Source organism: Frankia sp. CgMI4, from assembly GCF_001756285.1.
GTDB lineage: Bacteria > Actinomycetota > Actinomycetes > Frankiales > Frankiaceae > Frankia > Frankia casuarinae.
Window position 1 is genome coordinate 73,908 of record NZ_MAQZ01000047.1, and the last position, 25,862, is coordinate 99,769.

Genomic DNA, 25,862 nt, shown 5'->3' on the forward strand with positions numbered 1-25,862 from the left:
CCATCGCCACGACTCTGCCGGTCGCCGGGCGTCTGCCGGTYGCCGGACATCAGAGCCGGTCGGAGTAGGTGGCCGCCCAGTCGTGGACCTTTGTCACGTAGGCCCTGGTCTCCTGGAAGTCGGGGATGCCCCCGGCGGTTCGCACGGCGGCCGGGCCGGCGTTGTAAGCGGCGAGGATCAGCGAGACCCGGTCACCGGGTAGATACCCGACCTCCTGGGCGAGCCGGGCCTCGTAGAAGGCCGCGGACGGGATGGCGTCGAGCGGGTCGAGTGGGTCGGTGATCCCGTCGTGGTTACCGTCGATCCCGAACTCGGCCCAGGTGGTGGGGAGGAACTRCATGATGCCCCGGGCGCCGGCGCGCGAGACCGCCTGCGCGTCGAACTTGCTCTCCACCCGGGCCTGCGCCGCGAGCTGCGCGGCGGTCAGGACACCGTAGGTCGCCGCCGCGGACCGGAAGACCGGGACCAGGTCGTCGGGCACGTCGACGTGGGGGTACCGCAGTACGCCGCAGCCGCTCATCAGGGTGATGACGATGAACGCGGCCAGGGTAGAACGTGCGGGCACCCCATTGATCATCCGCACATTGTCCGTCCCCGGGATCGGGGATGTCTCGTTGCCCACGTCGTCATGCCATGTCCCGGGGGCCTTCGTCAACGCGAAGCTATCCAACCAGGGCCGTGCGCAGTGACCGCAGGTCGGTCTCGGTGAGACCGGCGTGCCGAGCCCAGGCCGCGGGACCGCCCCAACCGGCGTCGACACCGGCCAGGAAGCCCCGCATGACCTCGGGCCGGCAAGCCAGGTGGCCCGAGGTGAGCAAGGTCACCGAGTGGTTATAGGACGGTCGGTCGGCCAGGCGGGCGTTGACCCGGTCGATGCGCTCGTTCGTCTGGACGTAGTCGGCGACGATCGCCTCGGGGTGCACGCCGACGAGACTGAGGAGCAGGGCCGCGAGCACGCCGGTACGGTCCTTTCCCGCCGCGCAGTGGAACAGGGCCGGGCCCGCCGTCGGCTGGGCCAGCAGGCGCAGCGCCCTGGCCACCGAGTCCCCGGCCAGGCGCAGGTAGTCCAGGTAGTGCTCGATCCGGTCGGCTGAGTCGCGGTCCTTGACGATGGCAGGGTAGCGCGGATCGTCCGKCATCACCCATTCACCGGGGAGAAAGGACAGATTGTGGTAAGTGACCGGTTCGTAGGCGAGCGGCCCGCGGCCCTCCCGCTCCGCCTCCTCCTTGGCCCGTAGGTCGATGACCATGCGTAGCCCGAATGTCTCCCGCAGCGTGAGCACGTCACCGTCTGTCAGGGCCTGGACGGAGTCGGTGCGCAGGAATACCCCCCATCGGGTGGTTGCACCGTCCAGGGTGGGCAGCCCACCCAGATCTCGCGCGTTGTCGCAACCCGACATGTTGAACCATCGCTCCACACGCTGATCGTAGAGCCCGAGACGGTGCCGCTGGGCCCGTTGGACGCAGYTGGGTCAGGGGCGCAGCCGGATCAGCCGCACGGTGGGGCGCCCCGCTGACTGGGCGGAGGTTTGGCGAGCCTCGCCGTCGTGCGTGCCCCACCCGACTCGGGTTGCGGCTGGTCGGGTGCGACGTGCTCGGGTGYGACGTGCTCGGGTGCGACGTGGATCGGCCGGGCGGGCACCCCGGCGACGACCTGCGCGGCCCGGATGTCGTCGGTGACGACGGACCCAGCTCCCACAACCGCCCCGTCGCCGATGCTGCGCAGGCCGACGATGCTCGCCTGYGCGCCGATCCACGCCCGCGCGCCGACGGCCACCGCACCGGAGAGCCGGGCCCCCGGCGCGACCGTGACGTAGTCACCCAGGCGGCAGTCGTGCGCCACGCTGGCGCCGATGTTCACCACTACGTGCCGACCAGTTTCGACGTTGGTGGTGATGCTGGCGAGAGCACAGACGACGGTACCCGGCCCGAGCTTCACGTCACCTCCGACGCTGGCCCGGGGGTGGACGAGGGTCGCCGGTYGTCGGCCGCGGGCGCTGGCGTACCGGTCGACGCGGGACCGGGTGGCCGCGTCGGCGAAGCCGATCAGGTAGTCGGCGTCAAGTCGATCGAGTAGGTCGAGTCCACCGAGGAGCACGGCTCCGCGCCGGGCGAGTGGATCCGGGTCCACACGGTCGTCATCGACGAAGCCGAGGATGTCGTAGCGGGGACCCTCGGTGGCCGCGTTGACCGCCTCCACCAGATCGAGCAGCTCCCGGCCGTGCCCTCCCGCGCCCACGATGACCAGCGAGCGCAGGTGAGCGGGCACGCGGCGACCGTAGACCCCGATCTAGGCGAGTTCAATCTGACACTCAGAGTAGTTGGATGAGCMATCCTGGCTGGCGTGGTGTCGCTCTTCGTGAAGAGATGGCCGGTGTAGGCGACCGATCATACTACTATCTGTATCATCGTGATCTCGAAGGGTGATGAATGGTGAAGGTAGTCGTGACGGGTGGGGCCGGCTTCATCGGGGCCCACCTGACCAGAGCGCTCCTCGCGGCAGGCACGGAGGTCGTCGTGATCGACGATCTCAGTACCGGGGCGCTGTCGAATCTCGCGGGGCTGCCGGCCGAGCTCGTCGTCGGCAGCGTGACCGACCGGACGCTCGTCGAACAGGCGTGCACCGGGGCGTCGAGCATCGTGCATCTGGCTGCCCGGCCGTCGGTCGAACGGTCGTTGCTCGACCCGATGGCCACCCACGCGGTGAACGCGACCGGCACCCTGACGGTGCTCGGCGTCGCCCACCGGGCCGAGACGCACGTCGTCGTCGTATCCTCCTCATCGGTTTATGGTGACCGGTCGGCCGCTGGCGATCGGTCGGCCGCCGCTGGCGCGGGTCCGCTGTCGCCCTCGGCGGGCACCCCGTGCCTTCCGCGCAGTCCCTTCGCGGCCTCGAAGCTCGCCGCCGAGGGATATGCGCTGTCCTACCAGGCCAGTTTCGGTCTGCCGGTGCTCACGGTCAGGCTGTTCGACGTGTTCGGCCCGTACCAGTCCGCCGGGCACGCGTACGCGGCCGTGGTGCCGACCTTCATCGAGGCCGCGTTGGCCGGCCGGCCGCTGACGGTGCGCGGGGACGGCCGGCAGACGCGCGATTTCATCCCTGTCGAGCTGGTCACCGGGATGCTGTGCGATGCGGTGTGCCGCCGGCTGACCCATCCACACCCGGTCGACATCGGGTCCGGGACCCGTACCGATCTGCTCACCCTGATCGCCCGGCTGGAGGAGATTCTCGGCCGGCGGCTGGTCGTCGAGCACGCCGCGCCCCGGCCCGGGGAGATCTGGGACTCCCAGGCGGACACGACGACGATGCGTTCGCTGTTCCCGGACGTGACCGGGGCGGATCTCACCACCGCGTTGGCGGCAACCGTGACCTGGTACGCCGACCGGCTGGGGGCGGACCGCGCCGGGCCGCCAGCCGCCGGGCCGCCGGACGCGATGCTGCCCGCGTCCGCCGTCCACGGTGACCGGGATTGAGCCTGGATGGCGGATCATCCGCCGGCATCCGACAAACTCTCGGCCGTCCAGGCACTCCCGCACCACCAAGATGTCTTGGCCGTCCCTCGCGGGTGCCTGGGCCGTCGTTTGGCGTGCCCGGGGTCAGACTGGGCCCTGGCGACGTTCCTCCGGCGTCGATGGGTCCGGCGGCGGCTCCGTCCCCGGACCCATCCCCTCCCGCCACACCGTTCGGTAGTGAGGGCACGGTCCGAGATCACGCTCCAGCCTCGGCAGGCCCGCACCACCCTTACGCGCGTTCTCCATCTCCCGACTCACCCGTCGGCGGCACGCGTTGCACCGGATGCGGATGAACGGCACCGGCTCACTCATTTGGATTTCACCGTCCCACTGCCGCCGCAGCGGGGGCACTTGATCAGGTCACGGCCGGTGAACGTGCCGTCTTCATCCTTTTCCGCGGCCGGGTTGCCGATCTGCCCCTCGCCCTGGCAGCGGGGGCAGGTGAGGGTTGTTGATCTTTCGCCGTCGTTGAGCGGAGTCCTTCCCGACCCGCCACGCTTCGTGCCCCCGCTGCCGGACGAGGCGCCGCCACCGGTGTTCCCGCGCTTGTTCCAGACCATGCTGGGAGGCTAGCCTTGGCACGGTCTGGACGGAACCAGACGTACCGGATCTGTAACCACTCGGCGCGGGCTCAGACGGCGGCAACCCGGCGGCCGAGTTCCTGCATCAGCGGCTCCGACGGCCGTGACTCCTCCGCCGGCTAAAGCCGGCGGCCTGGTCCGCCACGCGGACGGTCACGTTGACCTGCGCTACGGCTATCTGGGCCTTCGGGAGATCCGCCTGCCCGCCACGATCTGGGATCAGATCCTCGCCGCGATCCGGTCCCGTGCGGTCGACGGCCTCGACCGATGACAATCCAGGCCCAGATCTGTCTGGCCTCCGCGGACTGGATCTGGCCCAGTTGCTTCCACCGGAGGAATGATGAGGACTGCCCGGCCGCCGCTGATCTGGCGACGGCTCAAGGCTGCGCCGGATGTGTGGTCGCCCGCCAGGACCCGATGATCCCAAACGTCACCGGGCYGGATGCGGTTGATGGTTGGACGCCGTGGGCTGGACGGGAATCCGCCCGGTCACGTCCGCGGCGGCCAGGGGTCCGCCTGCGGTCGCGCCCCCGTCCCCGGGTCGGTCCGCGCCTGCCGGGACCTCGTCCGCCGCGGCGTCCGCGCCGGCGAGGGCCGCGAGTTCGGCCAGCACCTCCTCCGGCGGGGCCCAGGGATCGAGGGCGAGGGCGTGGGTCGGGTCCAGGGCGGGCACGTCCACGTGCGAGATCAGCGGGTGGTGTGGTCGATGGTCGTCCTCGCCCGCACCGAGGAGCTCCTCATGGAGCTTCTCGCCGGGGCCGAGCCCGGTGTAGACGATCTCGATCGGCCGGTTCTCCCGAGCCACGAGCCGGGCGGCCACGTCCGCGATGCGCACCGGCTCGCCCATGTCGAGCACGAGGGCCTCGCCGGGTGATCCCAGCGCCCCGGCCTGCAGGACCAGTTGCACCGCCTCGTGGATGGTCATGAAGTACCGGGTGACCTCGGGGTGGGTGACGGTGATCGGCCCGCCGGCGGCCAGCTGGCCGGCGAAGACGGTCAGGACGGAGCCGTTGCTGCCCAGGACGTTGCCGAACCGGACGCTGACCAGCGTTCCGCGGGCCCGGCGGGCGAGGCACGCGGTGAGCCGCTCGGTGATCCGCTTCGAGTAGCCGAGGGCGCTCGTCGGGTTCGCCGCCTTGTCCGTGGAGATGTTGACCAGCCGGTCGACGCCGCAGGCCACGGCCGTCTCCAGGATCGTCAGAGTGCCCCAGACGTTGGTCTTCACCGACTCGCCGGGGAAGCGTTCGAGCAGCGGGAGGTGTTTGAGCGCGGCGGCGTGGAAGACGACCTCGGGCCGGCGCTCCGTGAACAGCGTGGTCATCAGGTCGATGTCGCGGATGTCGCCCAGCACGATGGCGTCGTCGTCGAGCATCGCCCGGCCGGAGATCGACAGCTGCACCGCGCGCAGTGCCGACTCGTCCCGGTCCAGCATGATCAGTTCGGCCGGCCCGTAGCCGGAGATCTGACGGCACAGCTCCGAACCGATCGATCCGCCCGCCCCCGTCACGAGCACCCGTCGGCCCGYGAGGTAGCTCGCGGCGGCGGACATGTCGGTGCGGATCTGCCGCCGGCCGAGGAGGTCGGCGAGGTCGAGGTCGCGGATGTCCCCGACGCCGACCCGCCCGTCGATCAGGTCCGCGACGCGGGGAAGCACCTTCACGGTCAGCCCGGCGCCCTCGGCGATTGCGCTGATCTCCCGCAGCAGTGGGCCGTCAGCGCTGGGGATCGCCACGAGCAGGGTCCTGGCCCCGGTCGACTCGGCGACGGCGCCGATTCGCTCCCGGCCACCACGTACCCGGACCCCGAGTAGCTGGAGGTTGTGTGTGCTCGGGTCGTCGTCGAGCAGCGCGACCGGGTAGTAAGGACTGTTCCGGGTGCGCAGCATGGCCGCCAGTACCCGTTCAGCCCCGTCACCGGCGCCGAACACGAGGAGCGGTTCGGCGTGCTCCCTGCTCGGCCGACGGAGGTGTTCCTCGGTCAGCCGCCAGAGGTAGCGGATGCCGAACATCACGACCAGGGCCACCGCRCCGCCCAGTGGCGGCACGCTCAGCGGGACGGGTCTCGGGGAGCCGAACGCGGCGATGACGACGGCCACGCTGACGACCGTGAGCAGGACCGACACGAGCAGGCCGAGGACCTCCTCGAAGCCGCCGAAGCGGTAGCGCCCCAGGTAGAGGTGCAGGGCGGTGCCCAGGAAGTGGAGCACGCAGACGGCGAGCGTGCAGATGACCCAGAAGCCGAGATCGCTCAGCGCGCCGAGCGTGAAGTCCAGGCGGCCGATCTGGGCCGAGATGAGGCCCAGGACCAGCGCCGCACTGTCCAGAGTGATCTGCAGGCCGACCCGCTGACGGAGGTTGAGCCGGGAGACGCGCCGTGCGATGTGCGCTGTCCACCGACCATGACCCACTCCGTCTACTCTACGTCTCCACATGAGGCCATAGAGTAAGCGTGTCTAAGAGTAAAAGAATGACTACTCATCGAGTATGTTGAGTCGGTCTTCGATGACGGTGAGTGGTCGGGACCTAGGTCCTGGGAGGGTGGTCGACGGGTGGAGCTGCGCGACTACGTCCGTGTTCTGCGCCGAAGCTGGACGATCATGATCGCCGGCGTGGTCCTCGGCGGGCTGCTGGCCGCCATGGCGACCTGGCGAACGACGAAAGAGTACGCCGCCTCGGTGACGATGGTCGTCTCCTCGCCGGACAGGGGCGCCGGAGCCGCCTCGGCCTACCAGGGAGGCCTGCTCTCCCAGCAACGCGTCAAGTCCTATGCCGACCTGGTGGCCAGCGAGCGGGTGGCGACGGCCGTGATCGCACGCCTGCACCTGCACGCGACTCCGGAGGCCCTGCGGGCCCAGATCAGCGCGCACGCCGTCCCGGACACCGTGCTGCTCCAGGCCGTCGTGCGCGATTCCGACCCGAGACGAGCCATGATCATCGCAGATGCTGTCGGTGAGACGTTCTCCACCACCATTGCGAAGATCGAGACGCCGTCGGCCGACGAACCACCCTCCGTGCGGGTGACTGTCTGGGAACACGCGAAGCTGCCCGTCTCGCCCGTCTCGCCCCAGCCGATCCGCAACCTCGCGCTCGGAGCGCTGCTCGGGCTGATCGTCGGCAGCGCCGCCGGGATCGTCCGATACCGCCTCGACACGAGCGTGTCCAGTGAGGACGACGCCCGTGAGACGACCGAGCTGCCCAACCTCGCCGTCATCGGCTACGACGGTGCCGCCGACCGGCATCCCCTCATCATCAACGCCAAGCCCCGCTCGGCCCGGGCGGAGGCGTTCCGCCAGCTGCGGACCAACCTGCAGTTCGTCGAGGTGGACACCGGACCTCGATCGATCCTGGTGAGCAGTGCGGTCCCCGGCGAGGGCAAGACCACCGTGGCCTGCAACCTCGCGATCACCCTGGCGCAGGGCGGTGCGCGGGTCTGCCTGATCGAGGGGGACCTGCGACGGCCGTCGTTCGGCGAGTACCTCGGGGTCGAGTCCGCCGCCGGGCTCACCTCGGTCCTCATCGGCGCCGCGGACCTCGACGACGTCCTGCAGCCCTGGGGGGAGGGTCGGGTCGGGGAGGGGCGCGTAGAGGTCCTCGCCAGCGGCCCCATCCCGCCGAATCCCAGCGAGCTGCTCGGCTCCAAGGGCATGGCCGGACTCATCAACCTGCTGTCCGCCCGCTTCGACATCCTCCTGGTCGACGCCCCGCCCCTGCTACCGGTGACTGACGCGGCCGTGCTCGCCACCCGGGTCGAGGGGGTTCTGCTGGTGACGCGGGCCGGGCGGACCCGCCGCGAGCACCTCCGGCGGGCCGTCGAGGCGCTGCGGGCGGTCGACGCCCGGATGATCGGCACCGTGCTGAACATGGTGCCGGTCAAGGGACCCGACGCCTACGACTACGGCCCGGGCGACGGTTACGTGTCACGCGGCCGGCACGCCAGGACCTCCTCGCCCCGAACCCTGGAGATCCCGGCGCCCGATTCCGGGGTCCGGCCTGCTTGGCCGGTCACCTCGCCTCCGTCGCTGCCGTCACCGGCTCCTTCTTCTCCGGCTCCTGCTTCTCCGGCTTCGGCCGTGACGCCGGTTCCCGCCGCCACGGCGCGTCTCGGGATAGCCGACGGTGGCGACGAGTCGAGCTCGGCGCGGGACCCGCTGCCCGACGGCGCCACGACTGTCCCGAGCGCCACGACTGTCCCGAGCGCCACGACTGTCCCGAGCGGCGGACCGCACGTCAGGGTGCCGGCGGCACGCGGATCGGCCGAGGAGATCATCTCCGTCGGTGGAAGGACACCGCGCGGTACGGACCCGGCTGGCGGGACGACGCCGGATGACAACGGCGCGACCCGGCCGCCGTCCTCCCCATGACGGATTCGCCACCGGGGGAGAGAACCGGGTCCGCTCCGGGCCTGGATCCGGTGGTCCTGGATCCGGTTCCGGACCTGGACCGGGTTCCGGACCTGCTCACGCGGGCGCCCGTGGGTGGGCGGGACGTGGGTGGGCGGGACGTGGGTGGGCGGGACATGGGTGGAGGTGCTGAGGCCAGGGCGGGGCAGCACCGCGTCGGCCGTGGTCGCCGGCGTCACCGTGGTCGCCGAGCCCGGTACCGCCGGCTGGCCGCCGGGGTCGCGACGGCCCTCGTTGTGCTGGTGGCGATGACCGCCTGGGTGGTCGTGCGCGGAGTGCTGGCCAAGTCCCGTCTCGACGAGGCCAGGCAGCGGATCGCCGTCCTGCAGCGGCAGGTTCTGAGCGGAGACTTTCCCCGCGAGGCCGAGCTGCGATCGCAGATCGAGCAGATCCGGCGGCGGGCCACCGCTGCGCGGGCCCTGACCTCGGATCCGGTGTGGTCGGCGTTCGGGCGGCTGCCCGTCGCTGGCTGCCCGATGCGCTCGGCGGCGACGCTGATCCGAGAGGTGGACGCGGCCGCCGGCACCAGCCTGCCGGCCGTGGCCGACCTGGGTCCCTCCCTCGATCCGCGGGTGCTGCGCCAGCGTATGACGATCAATGTCCGGGCGCTCGCCGCGGTCCGCCGCCCGGCCGAGCGATCCTTCAACGCCCTCTCCGCGTTGCGGGCGGCGGCGGAGAACGTACCGGACTGCGGATGGGCCGGGCGGGTCAGCGGCATCGCCGACGCCCGCGCCGAGATGATCGATCGGAGCCGGCGCCTGGCCGGTGCGCTGGACACCGTTGTTCTGGCCGCCCGGGTCGGTCCCGAGATGCTCGGCGGGGGCGGTGTCCGTCGCTACCTGCTGATCGTCCAGAACCCGGCCGAGTCCCGCGCCAACGGGGGGATCATCGGTGGGTTCGGCCTGCTGACCGCGGAGCACGGGCGGCTGTCCATCGACGGCATCTCGGGCAACGGTGCTCTGCCGGGAGGCCCCACCCAGCAGCGACCGGCGACGGGGCTGCCGGTCCCGTTCGCGGCCCGTTACGGCGCCTTCTGGCCCGACCGTATCTGGGCGAATATCAACCTGACCCCCGACTATCCGATGGCCGGCAGGCTCTACAGCGCGTTCTACCGGGCCGGCACGGGCCTCGACGTCGACGGCACGATCAGCCTCGACCCCACGACGTTGTCGTATCTTCTCGCCGCGAGCCGGCCCGCGGTGCTCCCCGACGGCACGTCGGTGGCCGCGGGGCACCTGGTCGATCTCGTCGAGTCGCGCGTCTATGGCGAGATCATGGACGCGGCCGCCCGCGACCGCTTCTTCGCCCAGGTCGGTCAGGCCGTCTATGCGGCCGTGGAGTCGGGAGCCGGCGACACGACGAAGCTGGTGACCGYGCTGGGACGGGCCGCTCGCGAGGGTCGGCTGGAAATATCCAGCAACCACGCCGAGGAGCAGCGGATTCTTTCGTCCACGGCGCTGGGTGGTGCGCTGCCGGACGCGCCTGGGCCGTTTCTCGGGGTCGTCACCCAGAACGCGACGGCGAGCAAGCTGGACTACTGGCTACGGCGGCAGACCACCTACCGCATGCAGCGGCAGCCGAACGGCGCCGGCCTGGCGACGATCACGATCCGGCTCACCAACGCCGCCCCCGGCGGGCTGCCGGCCTATGTGCGCCACCGGCAGGATCTCAAGGATGCCGCTGGGAATCTCCGGGCGCAGAACAATCTCTGGCTCTCGGTGTACACGGGCCGAGGCAGCTGRCTCGTCGCTGCCCGGCTCGACGGTGTGCCCATCGGCCTCGCCGGCGGTTCCGAGTCCGGGCATCCCGTGCTCTCCACCTATCTCACCGTCGATCGCGGCCAGACCCGGACCCTGGAAATCAAGGTCCGGGAGCCGGTAGGCGGCCCGGCACTCACCGTGCGTCCACAGCCGTTGCCCGTCGCGGAGCGCCTGGAGGTGCAGGGGCTACCGGTCGTCCCTCCCTGGTCATCCCAAGGGTCGTCCCAAACCCAGAACTGACTACTCTGACTACAGAGAGTTCTTGACCTTCGCCCGCATCGAGTCGCCCGCATCGGGGCCTGATCCGCTTCGTCCTCAACGCAGCGGATCGAACGGGGACAGCTCGGCCGCGGGCGCACCGGTGGCGATGGCGTCGGCGAGGAGGCGGCCGGTGACCGGGCCGAGGGTGATGYCCCACATGCCGTGCCCGCCGGCGATGAAGACCCGCGGCGAGATGGTCGGGCCGATCAGYGGCAGACCGTCCGGGGTGCACGGGCGTGGTCCCACCCATTCGGCGGCGCGGGTGTCCAGGTCCACCCCGCGCAGCAGGCCGCGGGTCGCCTCGACCACCGCCCGGATGCGCCGCGGGTCGRCCGCCGCGTCCGGATGGCGGAACTCCATCATGCCGGCGACCCGCAGGCCGTCCCTCAGGGGCGTGCAGGCCACCCGGGAGGCGGGGAAGTAGATCGGACCGCTCGGCGGCTGTTCGGTCGCGACCAGGAAGCTGTATCCGCGACCGGCCTGGACGGGAAGGCGGACCCCGAACGGACGGGCCAGCCGGGGAAGCCAGGCGCCGGTGGCGATCACTGCCGCGTCGTAAGGCCCAGCGGGCCCCCCTGGTCCGAGCAACTCCACCCGGCCACCTGCCTCGCGCACCTCGTCGATGGCCATCGCCTCGTGCACGAGGCCGCCGCGTTCCCGGACGCTGTCGGCGAGGGCTGCGACGAAGCGGCCGGGATCGCAGAACCGCTGCCCCTGCACGGATACGACGTACCGGACCTGCTCGGACAGCAGAGGTTCGAGGTCGCGGGCGGCCACCGGGTCCAGCACCTCGGCATCGACGGGCTGGCCGGTCGCCCGGATCTCGGCGAGCTCCGTCAGGAGGGCGTCGAGGCCGGACCGGTCGCGATAGCCGGCCAGGAACGGGGCGGCGGCGCGGGTCGGCGCAGTCACGCCGCCCGCCGCGAGCTCGTCAAAGGCACCGAGAGCAGCGCGGGTCAACGGCACCAGCGCGCGCATGGCGGTTCGCCACCGCGCGGTCGTGCTGTGCCGGACGAATCCGGCGATGAAACGGGCGAGCCCCAGATCGGCGACCGGCGGCACGTACACCGGTGAGTCCGGGCGCAGGAGCACCCGCAGCCCGTAGCGCAGGACCGCGGGCTCCGGCAGGGGCGTCGCGAGCCCCGGGGTGAGCCAGCCGGCATTGCCCCAGGAGGATCCGGCCCCGGCCCAGGTGGGTCCGGCGGTGAGGTGGTCGCGGTCGAAGACCGTCACCCGCCTGCCGCGGTCCTGGAGGAACCACGCCACGCACAGCCCGACCATCCCGCCGCCGATCACCGCGACCTGGTCGGGAACGGCGTGYCCCGGCCGCGGGCGTGACCCGTGCGGCGCGCTCAGCCCCGCGGCGTTCCCGGCCAGTCGGGTCGTGTCCGYCGATTCCGTCACGTCCGCCTCAATCGGGTGATTTCCCACCGCCGCCATTATCCTCCCGCGACGCCGGATCCGCTGTCTACAGCACCACCTCACCGGCCTTCCGACTTATAGTCCGTCGTCGAGTCCCCTCACCGGCAGCCTCGCCCGCGACCGGGGCCACCAGGCCCTGCTCACCGGGCACGGAATCGGCCGGACCCAGGCCGCGGTGTTCCTCGCCGAGCTCGGGGACATCACCCAACCTTTCGTCGCGTTCCGTAGCGACAATGCCATGGGAGCGGGTTGATCTCTAGGTGGTGCGCTGGTGTTCCATGTGGAGCAGCACGAGGCAGGCCTTCACGACGGATCCAATCTTCCAGGGGTCGATCGTGACGTTGCGCAGGACGCTGAAGGTGYCCTTGAGCAGCCCGTTCCCTCGTTCACCGACGGCGCAGCGCATTGTGAATCATGTTGTGCCCCTTGTGCTCGCCGGTCAGGACACCGCCCCTCGGCGCCCCGTCGGGTCGCGTGGCTTGCACAAACACCGCGTCCGCGCCGGCATCCACATAGCGGTTCGCGCGGTTCAAGGCCTCGGCCACGCCGTGYCCGGCCACCAACGCTCCGGTTCGGGTGATCAAGAAACAGCTGGGCTCCAGCCCGCGGCGCGTGGCGCGGAGGCGTTTCTCCTGTTCTTCCACGCTGGCCAGGTCCCGCTCACCGGGGTACAGGCTCGACCGCTTGTCCAGCGTGTTGTCCTCGATGYACACCGCGCTCGCGCCGGCCTGGGAGATTGTCCGCGCCGCCAGGTCTACCTTGCGCGGGCCCCCCGTACCCGGAATCCATGTCCACAACCACCGGATAACGCGTCGCCCTCACCACGGTCCGTACCACACTGGCCATCTCGGAGGAATCCACTAGTCCGAGATCGGGAAGGCCCAGCACGGCGGACACACAGAAACTGCTCACCCAGACGAAGTCGATGTTCTGCTTGTCAGTCACACAAGCGGACAGGCCATCATGCACCCCCAACCCGAGACGTACAGGAGTATCGGTCGAGAACCAGTCGAGTGTCATGTCAGTGCCCTGTCAAATGATTCGGCGGGAAGTTGACCAGAAGATGGACGTGGTCGCGCTCGCCGTTGAACTCGACCAGTTCGGTCTCGACGTCGACGCACACGGCCCGCATGATTTCGTCTAGAAGATCACGGGAAATCTTGTTCCGCGGCTGCTGTGGTCGGGATCCAGCTGTTGTCGCTGGTGCGGGTGAGCCCGAGGTTGACCAGCCGGCGGAGGTTGGGAGCGGCCGCGCGGTGGTGGAGCCAGCTGTCGTTGCGGGCCACGCCGCGGTAGGGCACCCGGCGGTTGCCGTGGGCTGTCAGCCAGGYGATCCCGCGTTCGACCGGGGGCGCCAGCGGCGGTACTCGTCCGGCCAGGCCGGGTCGGTGGCCTCGTGGCGGGCGGCGGCCAGCAGGGCGTGTTTGGGGTGGATGGTGAGGGTTCGCCCGGTTTGGGAGGTGGCGCAACGGTCACGCGGGCAGGTGCGGCACAGGGTCCTGAACTGGTCCTGGCGGTGACCGTGGGCCTGGGGACGCCCCAGAGGGGTGGTGTGTCCGGCCGGGCAGGTGACCGTGGCGGCGGCGTCGAGCAGCCCCAGCCCGCCCGCGGCCTTCCACCGCAGATCACAGCGCAACGCCCGCACCGTCTCGACTCCGACAACCCGTGCAGGCTCCGCGGCACCACCGTGGCCGCCAGCACCTGCGGTGGCATACTCGGCCGCCCGTTCGACGACGGGTACATGTCGGTGAACATCCCCGCCGGGAACAGCACCTCCCGGTGCTCCGCCAGGAACGCGAACACACTGCCTGCCGGGATCAACTCCCGGCAGGTCTCCCACGCATCCGGCCCGACCGGCTCGCCCACCCACTCACCCTGCATGATCCCAACACTGGCGTCGACCACCACACCAGAACCCGGACCCGCAAGATTTTCAGTGATCTTCCACCCGTGCTGCGCGTACAGCCATTCGTCCAGTCAAACCTACGGACGTCGGGTGGACACCTATGGACGGAAAGCGCCGATCTTCAGGTCGGGGGATGCCTACCGGATCTACCGGAGGCCGATCGAGGCCCGCAGGACCTCGCGGTTGAGCGTGGCGATGCTGTCCAGTGGGATGCCCTTCGGGCAGGCGACGGTGCACTCCCCGGTGTTGGTGCACCCGCCGAAGCCCTCGGCGTCCATGGCCTCGACCAGGTTGAGCGTGCGGCTCGCCCGCTCCGGGGCGCCCTGGGGCAGGCTGTTGAGGTGCACGACCTTCGCCGAGGTGAACAGCATGGCCGAGCCGTTGGGGCAGGCCGCGACACAGGCGCCGCAGCCGATGCAGGTGGCGTTGTCGAACGCGGTGTCCGCGACGGCCTTGGGCACCGGGGTGGAGTGCGCCTCGGGGGCGYTGCCCGTCGGGGCGCTGATGTAGCCGCCGGCCTGGATGATCCGGTCGAGGCCGGAGCGGTCCACCATCAGGTCGCGGACGACGCCGAACGCGACCGAGCGCCACGGCTCGACGTCGATGACGTCMCCGTCGGAGAACTCCCGCACATGCAGCTGGCAGGTGGTGGTCCGTTCCCGGGGGCCGTGGGCCTGGCCGTTGATGACCACTCCGCAGGCGCCGCAGATGCCCTCGCGGCAGTCGTGGTCGAAGCTGACCGGCTCCTCGCCCCGCAGGGTCAGCCGCTCGTTGAGCACGTCGAGCAGTTCGAGGAAGGACATGTCCGGGTTCGCGTCGGGCACCTCGTAGGTGACCATGCGGCCCGGTTCGTCCGGTCCGGCCTGGCGCCAGATCCGAAGGGTGAGCTTCACGGTCGRCTCCTCGTACAGTCGTGATCCATTGACCGGTACCGCCTCACGCGTAGTTACGCTGGGCGAGGTGGACGTGCTCGAACTCCAGAACCTCGCGGTGCAGCACCGGCGGGGTTTCCGTGCCGGCGAACTCCCAGGCTCYGACGTAGGCGAACCGGTCGTCGTCGCGAAGGGCCTCGCCGTCCGGGGTCTGGCTCTCGACCCGGAAGTGCCCTCCGCAGGACTCCTCGCGGTGCAGGGCGTCGACACACATCAGCTCGCCGAGTTCGAGGAAGTCCGACACCCGGTTCGCCCGCTCCAGGCTMTGGTTGACACTACCCGCGTCGCCCGGCACCTTGACCTGGCGCCAGAACTCCTCGCGCAGCTCCGGAAGGCGCCCCAGCGCCTTGCGCAGGCCGTCCTCGCTGCGCGCCATCCCGCACTCGTCCCACATGATCTCGCCGAGCTCACGGTGGAACGAGTCGACGGTGCGGTCACCGTTCACGGCGAGCAGGCGGGTCAGCCGGCCCRTCGCCTCGGCCGCCGTCTCCGCGACCGCGGGATGGCTCGCGTCGACCGCGCCCAGCTTCGTCGAGGCGATRTAGTCACCCAGCATGGGCGGCAGCACGAAGTAGCCGTCGGCGAGACCCTGCATCAGCGCGCTCGCGCCGAGACGGTTGGCGCCGTGGTCGGAGAAGTTCGCCTCCCCGATCACGAAGAGCCCCGGAATACTGCTCTGTAGATCGTAGCCCACCCACAGCCCACCCATGGTGTAGTGGACGGCCGGGTAGATCCGCATCGGCACCTTGTAGGGGTCCTCGGCGGTGATCCGCTCGTACATCTCGAACAGGTTGCCGTACTTCTCGCGGACCTTGTCCTCGCCCATCCGCTTGATGGCGTCGGCGAAGTCGAGGTAGACGCCGAGCCCGCCCGGACCCACGCCGCGACCGGCGTCGCACTGGTACTTCGCCGCCCGCGACGCGATGTCACGGGGGACCAGGTTGCCGAATCCCGGGTAGATCCGCTCGAGGTAGTAGTCGCGCTCGTTCTCCGGGATGGTGTCGGGCGAGCGGGTGTCGCCCGCCTTCTTCGGCACCCAGATGCGGCCGTCGTTGCGCAGCGACTCGCTCATCAGCGTGAGCTTGCCCTGGTAGTCGCCGGAGCGGGGGATGCAGGTCGGGTGGATCTGGGTGTAGCACGGGTTGGCGAAGTACGCCCCGCGCCGGTGCGCCCGCCAGATCGCGCTGGCATTGGAGTTCTTGGCGTTCGTCGACAGGTAGAACACGTTGCCGTACCCGCCGGTGGCGAGCACGACGGCGTCGGCGAGGTAGGTGGAGACCTGGCCAGTGACCAGGTCGCGGGCGACGATGCCGCGGGCGTGCCCGTCGATGACGATCAGGTCGAGCATCTCGGTGCGCGGGTGTATCTCCACGCCGCCGGCATCGATCTGCCGGGACAGCGCCTGGTAGGCGCCGATCAGCAGCTGCTGACCCGTCTGGCCCCGGGCGTAGAAGGTCCGCGAGACCTGCACGCCGCCGAACGAGCGGGTGTCGAGCAGGCCGCCGTACTCCCGGGCGAAGGGCACACCCTGCGCCACGCACTGGTCGATGATCTGGGTGGACGTCTGCGCGAGACGGTAGACGTTGGACTCCCGGGAGCGGAAGTCGCCACCCTTCACCGTGTCGTAGAACAGCCGGTGGACCGAGTCGCCGTCGTTGCGGTAGTTCTTCGCCGCGTTGATGCCGCCCTGCGCGGCGATGGAGTGCGCCCGGCGCGGCGAGTCCTGGTAGCAGAACTGGATGACCCGGTAGCCCTGCTCGGCGAGGGTGGCGCCGGCGGCGCCACCGGCGAGCCCCGTGCCGACGACGATCACGGTGTGGCGGCGCCGGTTGGCCGGGTTGACCAGCTTGGCGGTGAAGCGTCGCTTGTCCCAGCGTTGCTCGATCGGCACGTCCGGCGCCGCGGTGTCGGCGATGTCGGCACCGAGGTTGTAAAACGACATGTCAGCCCTTCCCATGCTTCCGGCACCGCGCCACGCAAGGTCGGCCGCGGAGCCGTCGGCTGTTCAATCCACCAGTGCAGTGACCCATCGGTGCAGTGACCCATCGGTCCAGTGCCGTGCCGTCAATCCACCAGGCCGGCGAGAACCGACACCGGGACGATCACGAATCCCACCGTGAGGAGAACCGCGAGGACATTGGCGGTGGCCTTGAAAACTCGGTCCCGTTTCGGGTTGTTGACACCGAGGGTCTGGGCCGCACTCCAGAAGCCGTGCTGGATGTGGAGCCCGAGGGAGATCATGGCGGCGATGTAGATGAGCGTGACCCACCACACGCTGAAACTCGACACGACGTTGTCGTAGGCGGCACCTTCGACCCCGTGTCGGTTGAGGGTCAGCGTCRTGAAATCGAGGATGTGGTACACGATGAACAACGCGAGGGTGATTCCACCGTAGCGCATCACATGCGTGGCATAACTGGCCCGGGCTCGTTGGCGGTGGACGTACTTTGTCGGCCGGGCCCGCAGGTCACGCCGGCTGAGCTGGTACGCGGACACCGTGTGYAGGCCCACGGCCAGCACCAGCACGACGCGTTGGATCCATAGGTACCACGTATCGTGCAGGACCGGCTCGCCGATCGTCCGGAGCCAGCCGGCGTAGTGGTCGAAGTCGTCGCGGCCAAAGAAAATCTTCAGGTTCCCGAGCATGTGAGCGATCAGGAACAGGAGCATCAGCAGCCCGGTGACGGCCATCACGGTCTTTTTGCCGATGGTTGACCGCCACAGGTTGCGCAGGACGGACGAAGATCGCGGGGGCCGCGGGGTGGGCGCAGGGGACGCCGACCGCGCCGGGGTTGTCACAGCCACGAGCGCACCCTAGAGCGCACTCCCTCCAGTGGTCCAAGACATGATAAACCTGGACTCGATAGTGCCGTCCTATCGACGTCTACGCTGGCGGCGTGCAGCTCCACCAGCTCGCCTATTTCGTCGCCGTCGCGGAGACCCGGCACTTCACCCGGGCCGCCCAGCGGGTGCATGTCGCCCAGCCGTCCCTGTCCCAGCAGATCCGCGCCTTGGAACAGGAGCTGGGCACACCTTTGTTYAACCGCGCGCGGGGGAACATCAGCCTGACCCCGGCGGGGGAGACGCTCCTGCCGCTCGCCCGGCGCATCCTCACCGATACCGAGACCGCCCGCCAGCGGGTCACCGAGCTGCTCGACCTACGCCACGGCACGGTGCGCCTCGGTGCCACCCCGAGCCTGTGCACCGGCTTCCTGCCCGACGTGCTGCGACTGTTCCACCAGCGGTACCCGGGCATCCGCCTGCTGGTCGAGGAAGGGGGATCACGCGACCTCGTCCGCGATCTGGCCGCGGGCAGCCTGGACCTGGCGTTGATCATCCTTCCGCTGCAGAGCAGCGACCCGGCCCTGGCGACCTCGCCGCTGATCCGCGAGAGCCTGGTCCTCGTCTCGTCGTTGGACGAGCCACCGATCGTCGCCGGACGCCCGCTGACCGTGGCCGATCTGCGTAACCACCCGATGGTGATGTTCCGCCGCGGCTACGACCTGCGGGAGGCCACCGTGACGGCCTGCCGGGAGGCCGGATTCGAGCCGATTTTCGCGATCGAGGGCGGGGAGATGGACGCCGTGCTCGGTTTCGTCGCGGCGGGTCTGGGCAGCGCGGTGATTCCGAGCACGGTYGCCCACCGGCTCGGCATGCGGGTCACCCCGTTCGTGCTCCCGGGGCTGCAACGCACCATCGGGCTGGCGCGTCGCCGCGACGTCGAGCCGACCCGTGCCGCCGTCGAGCTGCAACGGGTCCTGTGGGAGTACCTCCGCGACGCCGCGGCCTCGGGCAACCTTCCCGACGGCACCCGGCTCCTCGCCGGACCGACCTCCGCCGGCACGTGATCTGTCATCTTCGGGCTCTCGTGCAACGTATTCGATGAGGCAGACTTTTCATGGCGTGACGATCAGGTTCTTTTCGCGTGAATCGCCATCGCTTTTTCTGGTTCGGCGTGTGGTCCGCCTGTCCACCGAGCCCATTTTTTCCGCCCACCCGCACGCGATCCGGTCGGGTGGGCTTAAAGTTGTGCGAGCGGTCGTAGATCGGGCGGTTTCCGGTCTACGGGGACTGGCTGCGGGGATGACTGGCTGCGGGGACGACTGTCAACGCGCGGTTCGCGTGAACTGGCGCCAGTGCACAACGGGGGCAGCGTCGGAGCTGCCGTCGACCTCGAACACACGGGAGGCGATATGAACAGCGTCGACATTGCCCTGAAGGAATCGCTCGAGATAAGCGGGGCGCTTGGGGTTGCCCTCGTCGACTTCACCAGTGGAATGACCCTCGGAACGGCCGGTAACACGCATGTGATCGACCTTGAGATCGCCGCGGYCGGAAACACCGAGGTTATCCGGGCGAAGATTCGGACGATGGAGAGTCTCGGGCTTCAGGACACCATCGAGGACATCCTGATTACGCTGGGTCGCCAGTACCATCTGATCCGGTTGTTGCAGAGCCATTCCGGCCRTGGCCTGTTCCTCTATCTGGTGCTCGACAAGCCGCGCGCGAACCTCGCGCTGGCCCGTCATCGGCTGCGCGCCRTCGAGTCGCAGCTCGACGTCTGAGTGCTTCCGGGGCCCGATCGGGCGGCGCGTCCTCGCCACGGGCCTGGTGCCGGCGCGCCGGTGACCGGACGACGGTGATAGGGATATGACGTGAATATGAACGTGCCGGCGCTGCGGATCCGTGGCGGCGTGCTGGTCAGTCCGACGGAGGTCCGTGACGAGGTCTGGGTCGTCGATGGCCGGATCACCTTCTCCGCCCCCACCGGCCCGGCGGCCCGGGACGTACGGACGGTCTCCGGGTGGGTGTTGCCCGGCCTCGTCGACGCTCACTGCCATGTCGGCCTCGCCGCGCACGGCGCCGTCGACAGGCCCACCGCCGAGCAGCAGATCATCACCGACCGGGCGGCGGGCGCGCTGCTGCTGCGCGACGCCGGTTCCCCGGCCGACACCCGGTGGATCGACGCCCGTGACGACCTGCCCCGGCTGGTGCGGGCCGGCCGGCACATCGCCCGGCCCCGGCGATACCTCCGCAACTACGCGGCGGAGGTCGAGCCGGCCGACCTCGTCGCCGAGGTCCTCGCGCAGGCCGGCCGGGGCGACGGGTGGGTGAAGCTCGTCGGCGACTGGATCGACCGCGGGCTGGGTGACCTGGCGCCGTGCTGGCCCGCGGACGTGGCGAAGGCCGCGATCGACGCGGCGCACGCCGCCGGAGCCCGGGTCACCGCCCACTGCTTCGCCGAGGACTCCCTCGCGGATCTGGTCGAGGCAGGGATCGACTGCATCGAGCACGCCACCGGTCTCACCGAGCGCACGATCCCGCTGTTCGCCGAGCGGGGGGTCGCCATCGTGCCAACCCTGGTGAACATCGCGACCTTCGAGGACATCGCCGCGGGCGCCGAGGCGAAGTTCCCCGCCTACGCCCGGCACATGCGTGCCCTGTACGCCCGGCGCCATGACACGGTGCGGGCGGCCTACGACGCCGGCATCCCGATCTTCGTCGGTACCGACGCCGGGGGAAGCCTCCCGCACGGGCTGGTCGCCGCCGAGGTGGCCGAGCTTCGCCTGGCCGGGCTGCCGGCGGCGGCCGCGCTCGACGCGGCGACCTGGGGGGCCCGCTCCTGGCTCGGTTATCCGGGCCTGTCCGAGGGCGCCTGGGCCGATCTGGTGGTGTATCCGAGCGACCCGCGGGCCGACGTCGCGGTGCTCGGCGCCCCGGACCTCATCGTTCTGCGCGGACGGCCGGTCTCTGCCTGAACGTCCCCGCGTCCCCCGGGTATGCGGCTGGTCAGCGGGGAGCATCGAGGACCTGCCGGACCTTGTCCAGCAGGGTGCGTTCGGAGAAGGGTTTGGTCAACAGCGATACCCCCGGGTCCAGCTTCCCCTGCGCGGTGAGGACGGGATCGGCGTATCCCGACATGTAGAGCACCCGGATGCCGGGTTGCTGGGCCCGGATGCGGTTCGCGAGCTCCCTGCCCTGCATGCGCGGCATGATCACGTCCGTGAGCAGCAGGTGGATGTCGCCCCGGTGCTCGATCGCGATCGAGCACGCGTCGAGGGCGGTGGAAGCCGCCAGCACCTCGTAGCCGTTGCGGCTCAGGATCCGCCGGGCGACCTCGAGCAACGCGGCATCGTCCTCGGCGATCAGGACCGTCTCGCCGTGCCGGGCGGGCTCGGAGTCGGCCGGTCGTTGCCCGGCCGGATCCTGCGACAGGTTCCGCATAAAATCACCGCAGTAGGTAATTTGCCGGTTGCATTTAGTGGCCAGAGGAACCGTAGCATCGCTTTCGGTGAGTCGCCACCGCGCCGGCCAGGCCGCTTCAGCCCGGCCAGGCCGCGGAGGTCACGGCCTGGCACAGGATCTCGGTGAACGGCCGCGGGTCGAGGCCGGCCGCGTCGAGCCAGGAACCGGAGTAATACGTGTCGGCGTACCGTTCGCCGCCGTCGCAGATCAGGGTGACCACGCTGCCGCGGTGACCGGAGGACACCAGCTCGCAGGCGAGCCGTACCGCGCCCCAGAGGTTCGTCCCGGTGGAGGCACCCGTCCGGCGGCCCGTCAGCGTCTCCAGGAACAACATGGCCGCGACGGACGCCGCGTCGGGCACAGTGATCATCCGGTCGACGATGTCGGGGAGGAAACTCGGCTCCACCTGTGGGCGGCCGATGCCCTCGATGCGGGAGTGCCCGCCGGTGACGTGCGGGTCGCCGGTGGACCAGGCGCGGTGGAACACCGAGCMCTCGGGATCGACGACGCACAGCGCGCAGTTGTGCTGCCGGTACCGCAGATAACGCCCGATCGTGGCGCTGGTGCCCCCGGTGCCGGCACCGACGACGATCCAGGTKGGGATGGGATGGCGCTCCAGCGCCATCTGATTGAAGATCGATTCGGCGATGTTGTTGTTGCCGCGCCAGTCCGTCGCTCGTTCCGCGTAGGTGAACTGGTCCATGTAGTGACCGTTCGTGGCCTCGGCCAGCCGCCTGGCCTCCGCGTACACCGTGGTGGCGTCCGCCACCAGGTGGCAGCGACCCCGCTCACGTTCGATCAGGGCGATCTTCTGCGTACTGGTCGAGGCGGGCATGACGGCGATGAAGGGGAGTCCGAGCATGCGGGCGAAGTAGGCCTCCGAGACCGCCGTCGACCCGGAGGACGCCTCGACGATCGTCGTCCCCTCCCGGATCCAGCCGTTGCACAGTCCGTAGAGGAACAGCGACCGGGCCAGGCGGTGCTTCAACGAGCCGGTGGGATGCGTCGACTCGTCCTTCAGATAGATGTCCACGCCCCGTTCCGCCGGCCACAGGTGCAGGGGGAACAGGTGGGTGTCCGCCGACCTGTTGGTGTCGGCCTCGACTCGGCGAATGGCCTCCCGAGTCCATCGGACGTCCTGTCTGGTGGGTGCATCACTCATGCCCTTCCCGTTCCCCGGATCATGCTTGGATGAAGATCTTTGTTCTTTCCGCCCGCCTTCGTCGATTCGTTGATCTGTGAGCTGTTTGTCTCTTATGGGTTATCGATGCGGTTGCGGGCTCTGTATCCGCAAGTTACCGGTTCGATGGTCGAGATGCGCCGTCCGTGGGTCGCCCCTACCGTCAAGCTATGCCGGTTACTCAAGGTTCCGGTGCGCTGCCGGCCCGTCGGATCGTGTTCGTCCATGCTCATCCCGACGACGAGACGATCGCGACCGGGGCGACGATGGCCTGCTACGCCGCCGATCCCGACACCCAGGTGGTCCTTGTCACGTGCACGCTGGGCGAGATGGGCGAGGTGCTGGTCCCCGAGCTGGCCAACCTGCGGGCGGACCGCGCGGACCAGCTCGGCGGATACCGGATCGGGGAGCTGGAACAGGCGTGTACCGAGCTCGGCGTCACCGACTACCGCTTCCTCGGGGGCGCCGGTCGTTGGCGGGACAGCGGCATGTTGGACAGCCCCGCGAACGACGACCCGCGCTGCTTCTGGCGGGCGAACATGGACGACGCGTCCGAGGCGCTCGTGCGGATCGTGCGGGAGGTCCGGCCGCAGGTGATCGTGACCTACGACGCGATCGGGGACTACGGTCATCCCGATCACATCAGGGCGCACGACGTCACCGTCCGGGCCTTCGCCGACGCGGCCGATCCGGACTTCGCTCCCGACGCGGGTCCGACCTGGCAGGTCTCGAAGTTGTACGAGACGGCGCTGTCCCACTCCGCGGTCGAGTCCGCGGTGGACCGCATCTGGCGGTCCGACCTGGCGAAGACGGTCCCCGAGGGGATCACGATGCCCTCGGACATGCTGCTGTCGGTTCCCGATACCAAGGTCACCACGACGATCGAGGCGCCGGGCTTCTTCGCCGCGAAGATCGCGGCAATGCGGGCCCACCGCAGCCAGATGACCGTGGACGGATTCTTCTTCGCTCTGGTCGACGGGAACGGCCGGTCGGCGAAGGCCACCGAGAACTTCGTGCTGGCCCGGGGGGCGGTGGGCCCGGGCTCGGGTTCCGGCGTGGAAACCGACCTGTTCGACGGAGTGGCGACGCGCTGATGCCGGAACGGACCGCGAACGGACCGCGGGAGGGAATCCTGATGTACACTGGGAACATCATGTACGCCAGGGTCGGGGACCGCCTCGTCGTGCGTAATTCGGCAACAGGTCGTACCGAGCGCCACGGTGTGATACTCAAGATTCGCGGCGAGAGCGGCCGAGCGCCGTTCATCGTCCGGTGGGACGACGGCCGCGAATCGTGGTACATCCCGGCCGCCTATGAATCGGTCGAGCTACGTCCCAGCCGCGACCGGCGGCCCGGCTGAGGACCCCCTCGGGTGGAGGGGTGCCGCCCACTGAATCATTGCCGGCGGGCGGCACCCGGCGTCACCTCCGGAGCCTACTGCCCGGAGTAGAGCTGTTTATAGCGGGCGCCCGCCTGCCGGTTCAGGTAGAGACACGTGGCGCTGAGCGGTCGGTACAGGTTCGAACCGACGTTGTTCGGGTCGCAGTTGTTGAAGTAATACTCGTAGGCCAGCCCCTTGCCGGCATGGGCCACGAACCAGTCGTACATCCACTGGATGTAATTGGCGTTGTCACCGCCACCGTTGTTGCCGCTGGTACTCACCACCCCCCATTCGCCGACGCCGAAGAGCTTGTTGTGCGCGCGGGCGAAGTTGAACCAGTAGTTCAGCCCACCGGGGGCGTTGGCCTGGGCGTCGAACTCGGCCTTTGTCCGGGACGGCGGCCAGTGGTCGTACGCGTCGAGGCCGACCCCGTCCACCCAGGCGTCGCCCGGATACATGTCCATCGGGTTGTGGCTCGGCGGGTTCTGCGAGTAGTGAGCGTTGAGGCACCAGCACAGGGTGGGGTCCGGCTCCGCGGTCGAGTTGATGGCGTCCGCGACGTGGCGCCAGCAGTTGACGTAGTCCTTGGGGTTGGTGGCGGACCATTCGTACCAGTCGCCGTTGCCCTCCCAGGCGATTCGCAGGTAGGAGTTCTRCCGGCCGTAGGCGTTCAGTACGCGGCCGARGGTCTTCCAGTACTCGTCGTAGGCCCCGGTGGCGCAGGTCGCGTTGCTGGCACCGATGTGCTCCGGGAAGGGGGGGATGGAGATGATCAACCGGCCGGGCCAGTTGGCGAAGGTGCGCAGCAGATCCACCGGCTGGCTGACGTTCGCCCAGCTGTTCCGGGTGGTGTAAAGCAGGGTGAAGTCACAGGGCGCCCCGCGCCAGGTGCAGAACGCCTCCAGGTTCTGCTGGTTCATCACCGGATCGGGATAGGTTCCGGTCAGYCACCCTTTGCCCGAGCGGGGCCCGGCGTAGGACGGCGGGGCCGGCGGCGGGTTCGCTCCGGTGGTGACCTCCGCCCGGTCGAAACCGACGTTGTTGCCCTGCGAGGAGGTGTTGCGCTGCCCGGTATTCGTCAGGGTCAGGGTGTGCGTGCCGRCGGCGAGCTTGTCCGAGCTGTAGAACAGGGTGATGCTCGAGGTCGGCGCGTAGGTGTCGACGTTGACCGGCTGGCCGCCGTCCAGGCGGATCGTGCTGAATCCCCCGATCGGGCCCTTGGCGCCGTAGATGTTGACCTGCGTTCCGCTGAAACGGATCGTGGCGACCGCGCCGGCGGTCGCCGAGTAGTAGAAGCTGTTGTTCGGGGAGGTAATGCAGCCGGTGCACTTCGTCCACCCGGTCGAGTAAGAGACCTGGTTGGTGCCGGTGCCGATCGTCGTGTCCTCGATGGTGAGCGCCGTGGGCACCGGCGGAGTCGGCGGGGGCGGCGCCACCTCGTTGATCGCCTCGGCGCGGTCGAAGGCGACGTCGTAGCCCCGGGACGCGGCATTGCGCTGGTGCAGGTTGGTGATCTGCACTGTGTGGGTGCCCGCGGTGAGCGTGTTCKAGGTGAAGATCGAGCTCGCGACCGCGACCGTAGCGAAGGTGTCGACGAGCTGCGGGGTGCTGCCGTCGATGCTGATCGCGGCCTGGCCGCTCCACGGCCCCTTGACCCCGAAGATGGTCACCCGCGTGCCGATGAACTGGAACGAGGCGAYGCTGCCGTAGGTCGACGAGTACCGGAAGCCGTCGTCGAGGGGCCCGGCTATGCACCCGGTGCACCGGGTCCACGTCCCCGTGTAGGAGACCTGGTTGAGCCCGGTGCCGATGGCGCTGTCCTCGATGATCGTCGGGGCCTGCGCGCGGGCAGGCCCGGTCAATGCCCCGGTCATCAGGGCCACGGTGAGGGTGAGTAGCAGCCCGCCGATCCGGTGGCGACGTGCTCGAGTCCGCGCGTGACGGCCGTTCGAATATCTCCTGGGCTGGGACGCTGTCCCGTCCCGTTTGTTCTCTGTGCGCATTCTCCAGTCCTGTCCTGGGTTGTGGAACGCGTGTCGAGCTTGTCGATGAAAGCTGACTCATCAACCAGGAAGGAAGCTAGATCAATGGTTCGCGGRCATGGTCGAACGTCGTTGTCCGGAGATTCGACGCGCACTTCTMCAGGGGTGGGCGAAGACTTGTGACGTCGTCCTTCCCGGCGGTTCGGGTGGAACGTGCACAGCCGGATTGCGCAGATTCTCCGCTCGCGGCGGCGGTGTCACCGGTTCTGGCGGTTCCTTGGGGTCGGCGCAGGAAAATC

General features: G+C 69.6%; 20 protein-coding genes and 4 pseudogenes. 9 read left to right on the forward strand and 15 right to left on the reverse strand.

The window, feature by feature from the left end; all coding sequences use genetic code 11:
- Positions 1-49 precede the first annotated feature (49 nt).
- From Manayef4_RS05470 to Manayef4_RS05480, 3 genes are all read right to left on the reverse strand, one after another.
- Positions 50-577: a lytic transglycosylase domain-containing protein gene (locus Manayef4_RS05470; protein ID WP_070130885.1), complete on the reverse strand. Its 528-nt coding sequence runs from the start codon at positions 575-577 to the stop codon at positions 50-52.
- An 85-nt stretch (positions 578-662) separates the two neighbouring features.
- Entirely contained in the window at positions 663-1,418 is a 756-nt protein-coding gene (locus Manayef4_RS05475; protein ID WP_070130857.1) for a tyrosine-protein phosphatase, read from the reverse strand.
- Between the two features lie 71 nt (positions 1,419-1,489).
- The gene (locus tag Manayef4_RS05480) at positions 1,490-2,269 is read right to left on the reverse strand and encodes a NeuD/PglB/VioB family sugar acetyltransferase (protein WP_070130858.1); all 780 of its coding nucleotides are present in this window, start codon (positions 2,267-2,269) and stop codon (positions 1,490-1,492) included.
- 164 nt (positions 2,270-2,433) lie between these two features.
- Here Manayef4_RS05480 and Manayef4_RS05485 point away from each other — a divergent pair, with 164 nt between their 5' ends.
- Both Manayef4_RS05485 and Manayef4_RS24775 read left to right on the forward strand, forming a co-directional pair.
- Positions 2,434-3,474, forward strand: coding sequence for an NAD-dependent epimerase/dehydratase family protein (locus Manayef4_RS05485; RefSeq protein WP_035731585.1), 1,041 nt, complete (start codon positions 2,434-2,436; stop codon positions 3,472-3,474).
- A gap of 723 nt (positions 3,475-4,197) precedes the next feature.
- The gene (locus Manayef4_RS24775; protein WP_023840357.1) at positions 4,198-4,365 is read left to right on the forward strand and encodes a hypothetical protein; all 168 of its coding nucleotides are present in this window, start codon (positions 4,198-4,200) and stop codon (positions 4,363-4,365) included.
- A gap of 159 nt (positions 4,366-4,524) precedes the next feature.
- On the opposite strand, the gene Manayef4_RS05490 is transcribed toward Manayef4_RS24775, so the two are convergent.
- Positions 4,525-6,525, reverse strand: a complete 2,001-nt coding sequence (locus tag Manayef4_RS05490) for a nucleoside-diphosphate sugar epimerase/dehydratase (protein ID WP_070130859.1) — start codon at positions 6,523-6,525, stop codon at positions 4,525-4,527.
- Positions 6,526-6,642: 117 nt separating this feature from the next.
- Here Manayef4_RS05490 and Manayef4_RS05495 point away from each other — a divergent pair, with 117 nt between their 5' ends.
- Together Manayef4_RS05495 and Manayef4_RS05500 are read left to right on the forward strand one after the other, a co-directional pair.
- Positions 6,643-8,454, forward strand: coding sequence for a polysaccharide biosynthesis tyrosine autokinase (locus Manayef4_RS05495; RefSeq protein WP_023840355.1), 1,812 nt, complete (start codon positions 6,643-6,645; stop codon positions 8,452-8,454).
- Positions 8,451-10,493 (forward strand): DUF4012 domain-containing protein, encoded by a 2,043-nt coding sequence (locus Manayef4_RS05500; RefSeq protein WP_254665476.1) that lies wholly within the window; start codon positions 8,451-8,453, stop codon positions 10,491-10,493. Before Manayef4_RS05495 ends, Manayef4_RS05500 begins: the two co-directional genes overlap by 4 nt.
- Before the next feature lie 75 nt (positions 10,494-10,568).
- On the opposite strand, the gene Manayef4_RS05505 is transcribed toward Manayef4_RS05500, so the two are convergent.
- The 8 genes and pseudogenes from Manayef4_RS05505 to Manayef4_RS05535 form a co-directional block, all read right to left on the reverse strand.
- Positions 10,569-11,945: an FAD-dependent oxidoreductase gene (locus Manayef4_RS05505; RefSeq protein WP_083282294.1), complete on the reverse strand. Its 1,377-nt coding sequence runs from the start codon at positions 11,943-11,945 to the stop codon at positions 10,569-10,571.
- 247 nt (positions 11,946-12,192) lie between these two features.
- Positions 12,193-12,394 (reverse strand): annotated as a pseudogene (locus Manayef4_RS22445) (transposase family protein); the annotation flags it as partial.
- Between the two features lie 30 nt (positions 12,395-12,424).
- Positions 12,425-12,733 (reverse strand): annotated as a pseudogene (locus tag Manayef4_RS26345) (isocitrate lyase/phosphoenolpyruvate mutase family protein); the annotation flags it as partial.
- Positions 12,734-12,978: 245 nt separating this feature from the next.
- A pseudogene (locus Manayef4_RS05515) lies at positions 12,979-13,074 on the reverse strand (transposase); the annotation flags it as partial.
- Positions 13,075-13,084: 10 nt separating this feature from the next.
- Positions 13,085-13,806: pseudogene (locus tag Manayef4_RS25710) on the reverse strand (transposase).
- A gap of 182 nt (positions 13,807-13,988) precedes the next feature.
- Positions 13,989-14,735, reverse strand: a complete 747-nt coding sequence (locus Manayef4_RS05525; protein WP_070130861.1) for a succinate dehydrogenase/fumarate reductase iron-sulfur subunit — start codon at positions 14,733-14,735, stop codon at positions 13,989-13,991.
- Between the two features lie 43 nt (positions 14,736-14,778).
- A complete protein-coding gene (locus Manayef4_RS05530) occupies positions 14,779-16,716 on the reverse strand; it encodes a fumarate reductase/succinate dehydrogenase flavoprotein subunit (protein ID WP_070130862.1) in 1,938 nt (645 codons plus the stop codon).
- 122 nt (positions 16,717-16,838) lie between these two features.
- Positions 16,839-17,507: a succinate dehydrogenase cytochrome b subunit gene (locus Manayef4_RS05535; protein WP_349257426.1), complete on the reverse strand. Its 669-nt coding sequence runs from the start codon at positions 17,505-17,507 to the stop codon at positions 16,839-16,841.
- Positions 17,508-17,671: 164 nt separating this feature from the next.
- Here Manayef4_RS05535 and Manayef4_RS05540 point away from each other — a divergent pair, with 164 nt between their 5' ends.
- The 3 genes from Manayef4_RS05540 (at position 17,672) to Manayef4_RS05550 (ending at position 20,533) form a co-directional block, all read left to right on the forward strand.
- Positions 17,672-18,622: a LysR substrate-binding domain-containing protein gene (locus Manayef4_RS05540; protein WP_011437843.1), complete on the forward strand. Its 951-nt coding sequence runs from the start codon at positions 17,672-17,674 to the stop codon at positions 18,620-18,622.
- A gap of 345 nt (positions 18,623-18,967) precedes the next feature.
- A complete protein-coding gene (locus Manayef4_RS05545) occupies positions 18,968-19,339 on the forward strand; it encodes a hypothetical protein (RefSeq protein ID WP_070130888.1) in 372 nt (123 codons plus the stop codon).
- A gap of 96 nt (positions 19,340-19,435) precedes the next feature.
- Positions 19,436-20,533, forward strand: coding sequence for an amidohydrolase family protein (locus Manayef4_RS05550; RefSeq protein ID WP_011437841.1), 1,098 nt, complete (start codon positions 19,436-19,438; stop codon positions 20,531-20,533).
- A 31-nt stretch (positions 20,534-20,564) separates the two neighbouring features.
- On the opposite strand, the gene Manayef4_RS05555 is transcribed toward Manayef4_RS05550, so the two are convergent.
- Both Manayef4_RS05555 and Manayef4_RS05560 read right to left on the reverse strand, forming a co-directional pair.
- Positions 20,565-20,999: a response regulator gene (locus tag Manayef4_RS05555; RefSeq protein ID WP_011437840.1), complete on the reverse strand. Its 435-nt coding sequence runs from the start codon at positions 20,997-20,999 to the stop codon at positions 20,565-20,567.
- 97 nt (positions 21,000-21,096) lie between these two features.
- A complete protein-coding gene (locus tag Manayef4_RS05560; protein ID WP_070130864.1) occupies positions 21,097-22,182 on the reverse strand; it encodes a PLP-dependent cysteine synthase family protein in 1,086 nt (361 codons plus the stop codon).
- Positions 22,183-22,370: 188 nt separating this feature from the next.
- Here Manayef4_RS05560 and mshB point away from each other — a divergent pair, with 188 nt between their 5' ends.
- Both mshB and Manayef4_RS05570 read left to right on the forward strand, forming a co-directional pair.
- Positions 22,371-23,294: an N-acetyl-1-D-myo-inositol-2-amino-2-deoxy-alpha-D-glucopyranoside deacetylase gene (mshB, locus tag Manayef4_RS05565; protein ID WP_023840348.1), complete on the forward strand. Its 924-nt coding sequence runs from the start codon at positions 22,371-22,373 to the stop codon at positions 23,292-23,294.
- 41 nt (positions 23,295-23,335) lie between these two features.
- The gene (locus Manayef4_RS05570) at positions 23,336-23,560 is read left to right on the forward strand and encodes a DUF1918 domain-containing protein (protein ID WP_232235012.1); all 225 of its coding nucleotides are present in this window, start codon (positions 23,336-23,338) and stop codon (positions 23,558-23,560) included.
- 74 nt (positions 23,561-23,634) lie between these two features.
- Here Manayef4_RS05570 and Manayef4_RS05575 read toward each other — a convergent pair whose 3' ends face one another.
- A complete protein-coding gene (locus Manayef4_RS05575) occupies positions 23,635-25,584 on the reverse strand; it encodes a glycosyl hydrolase (RefSeq protein ID WP_070130865.1) in 1,950 nt (649 codons plus the stop codon).
- Positions 25,585-25,862 lie beyond the last annotated feature (278 nt).

Bases quoted from the DNA above. Each gene is read 5' to 3' on its own strand.
- Manayef4_RS05550 (WP_011437841.1), top strand. From the start codon at position 19,436: ATGAACGTGCCGGCGCTGCGGATCCGTGGCGGCGTGCTGGTCAGTCCG.
- Manayef4_RS05555 (WP_011437840.1), bottom strand. From the start codon at position 20,999: ATGCGGAACCTGTCGCAGGATCCGGCCGGGCAACGACCGGCCGACTCC.
- mshB (WP_023840348.1), top strand. From the start codon at position 22,371: ATGCCGGTTACTCAAGGTTCCGGTGCGCTGCCGGCCCGTCGGATCGTG.
- Manayef4_RS05570 (WP_232235012.1), top strand. From the start codon at position 23,336: ATGTACACTGGGAACATCATGTACGCCAGGGTCGGGGACCGCCTCGTC.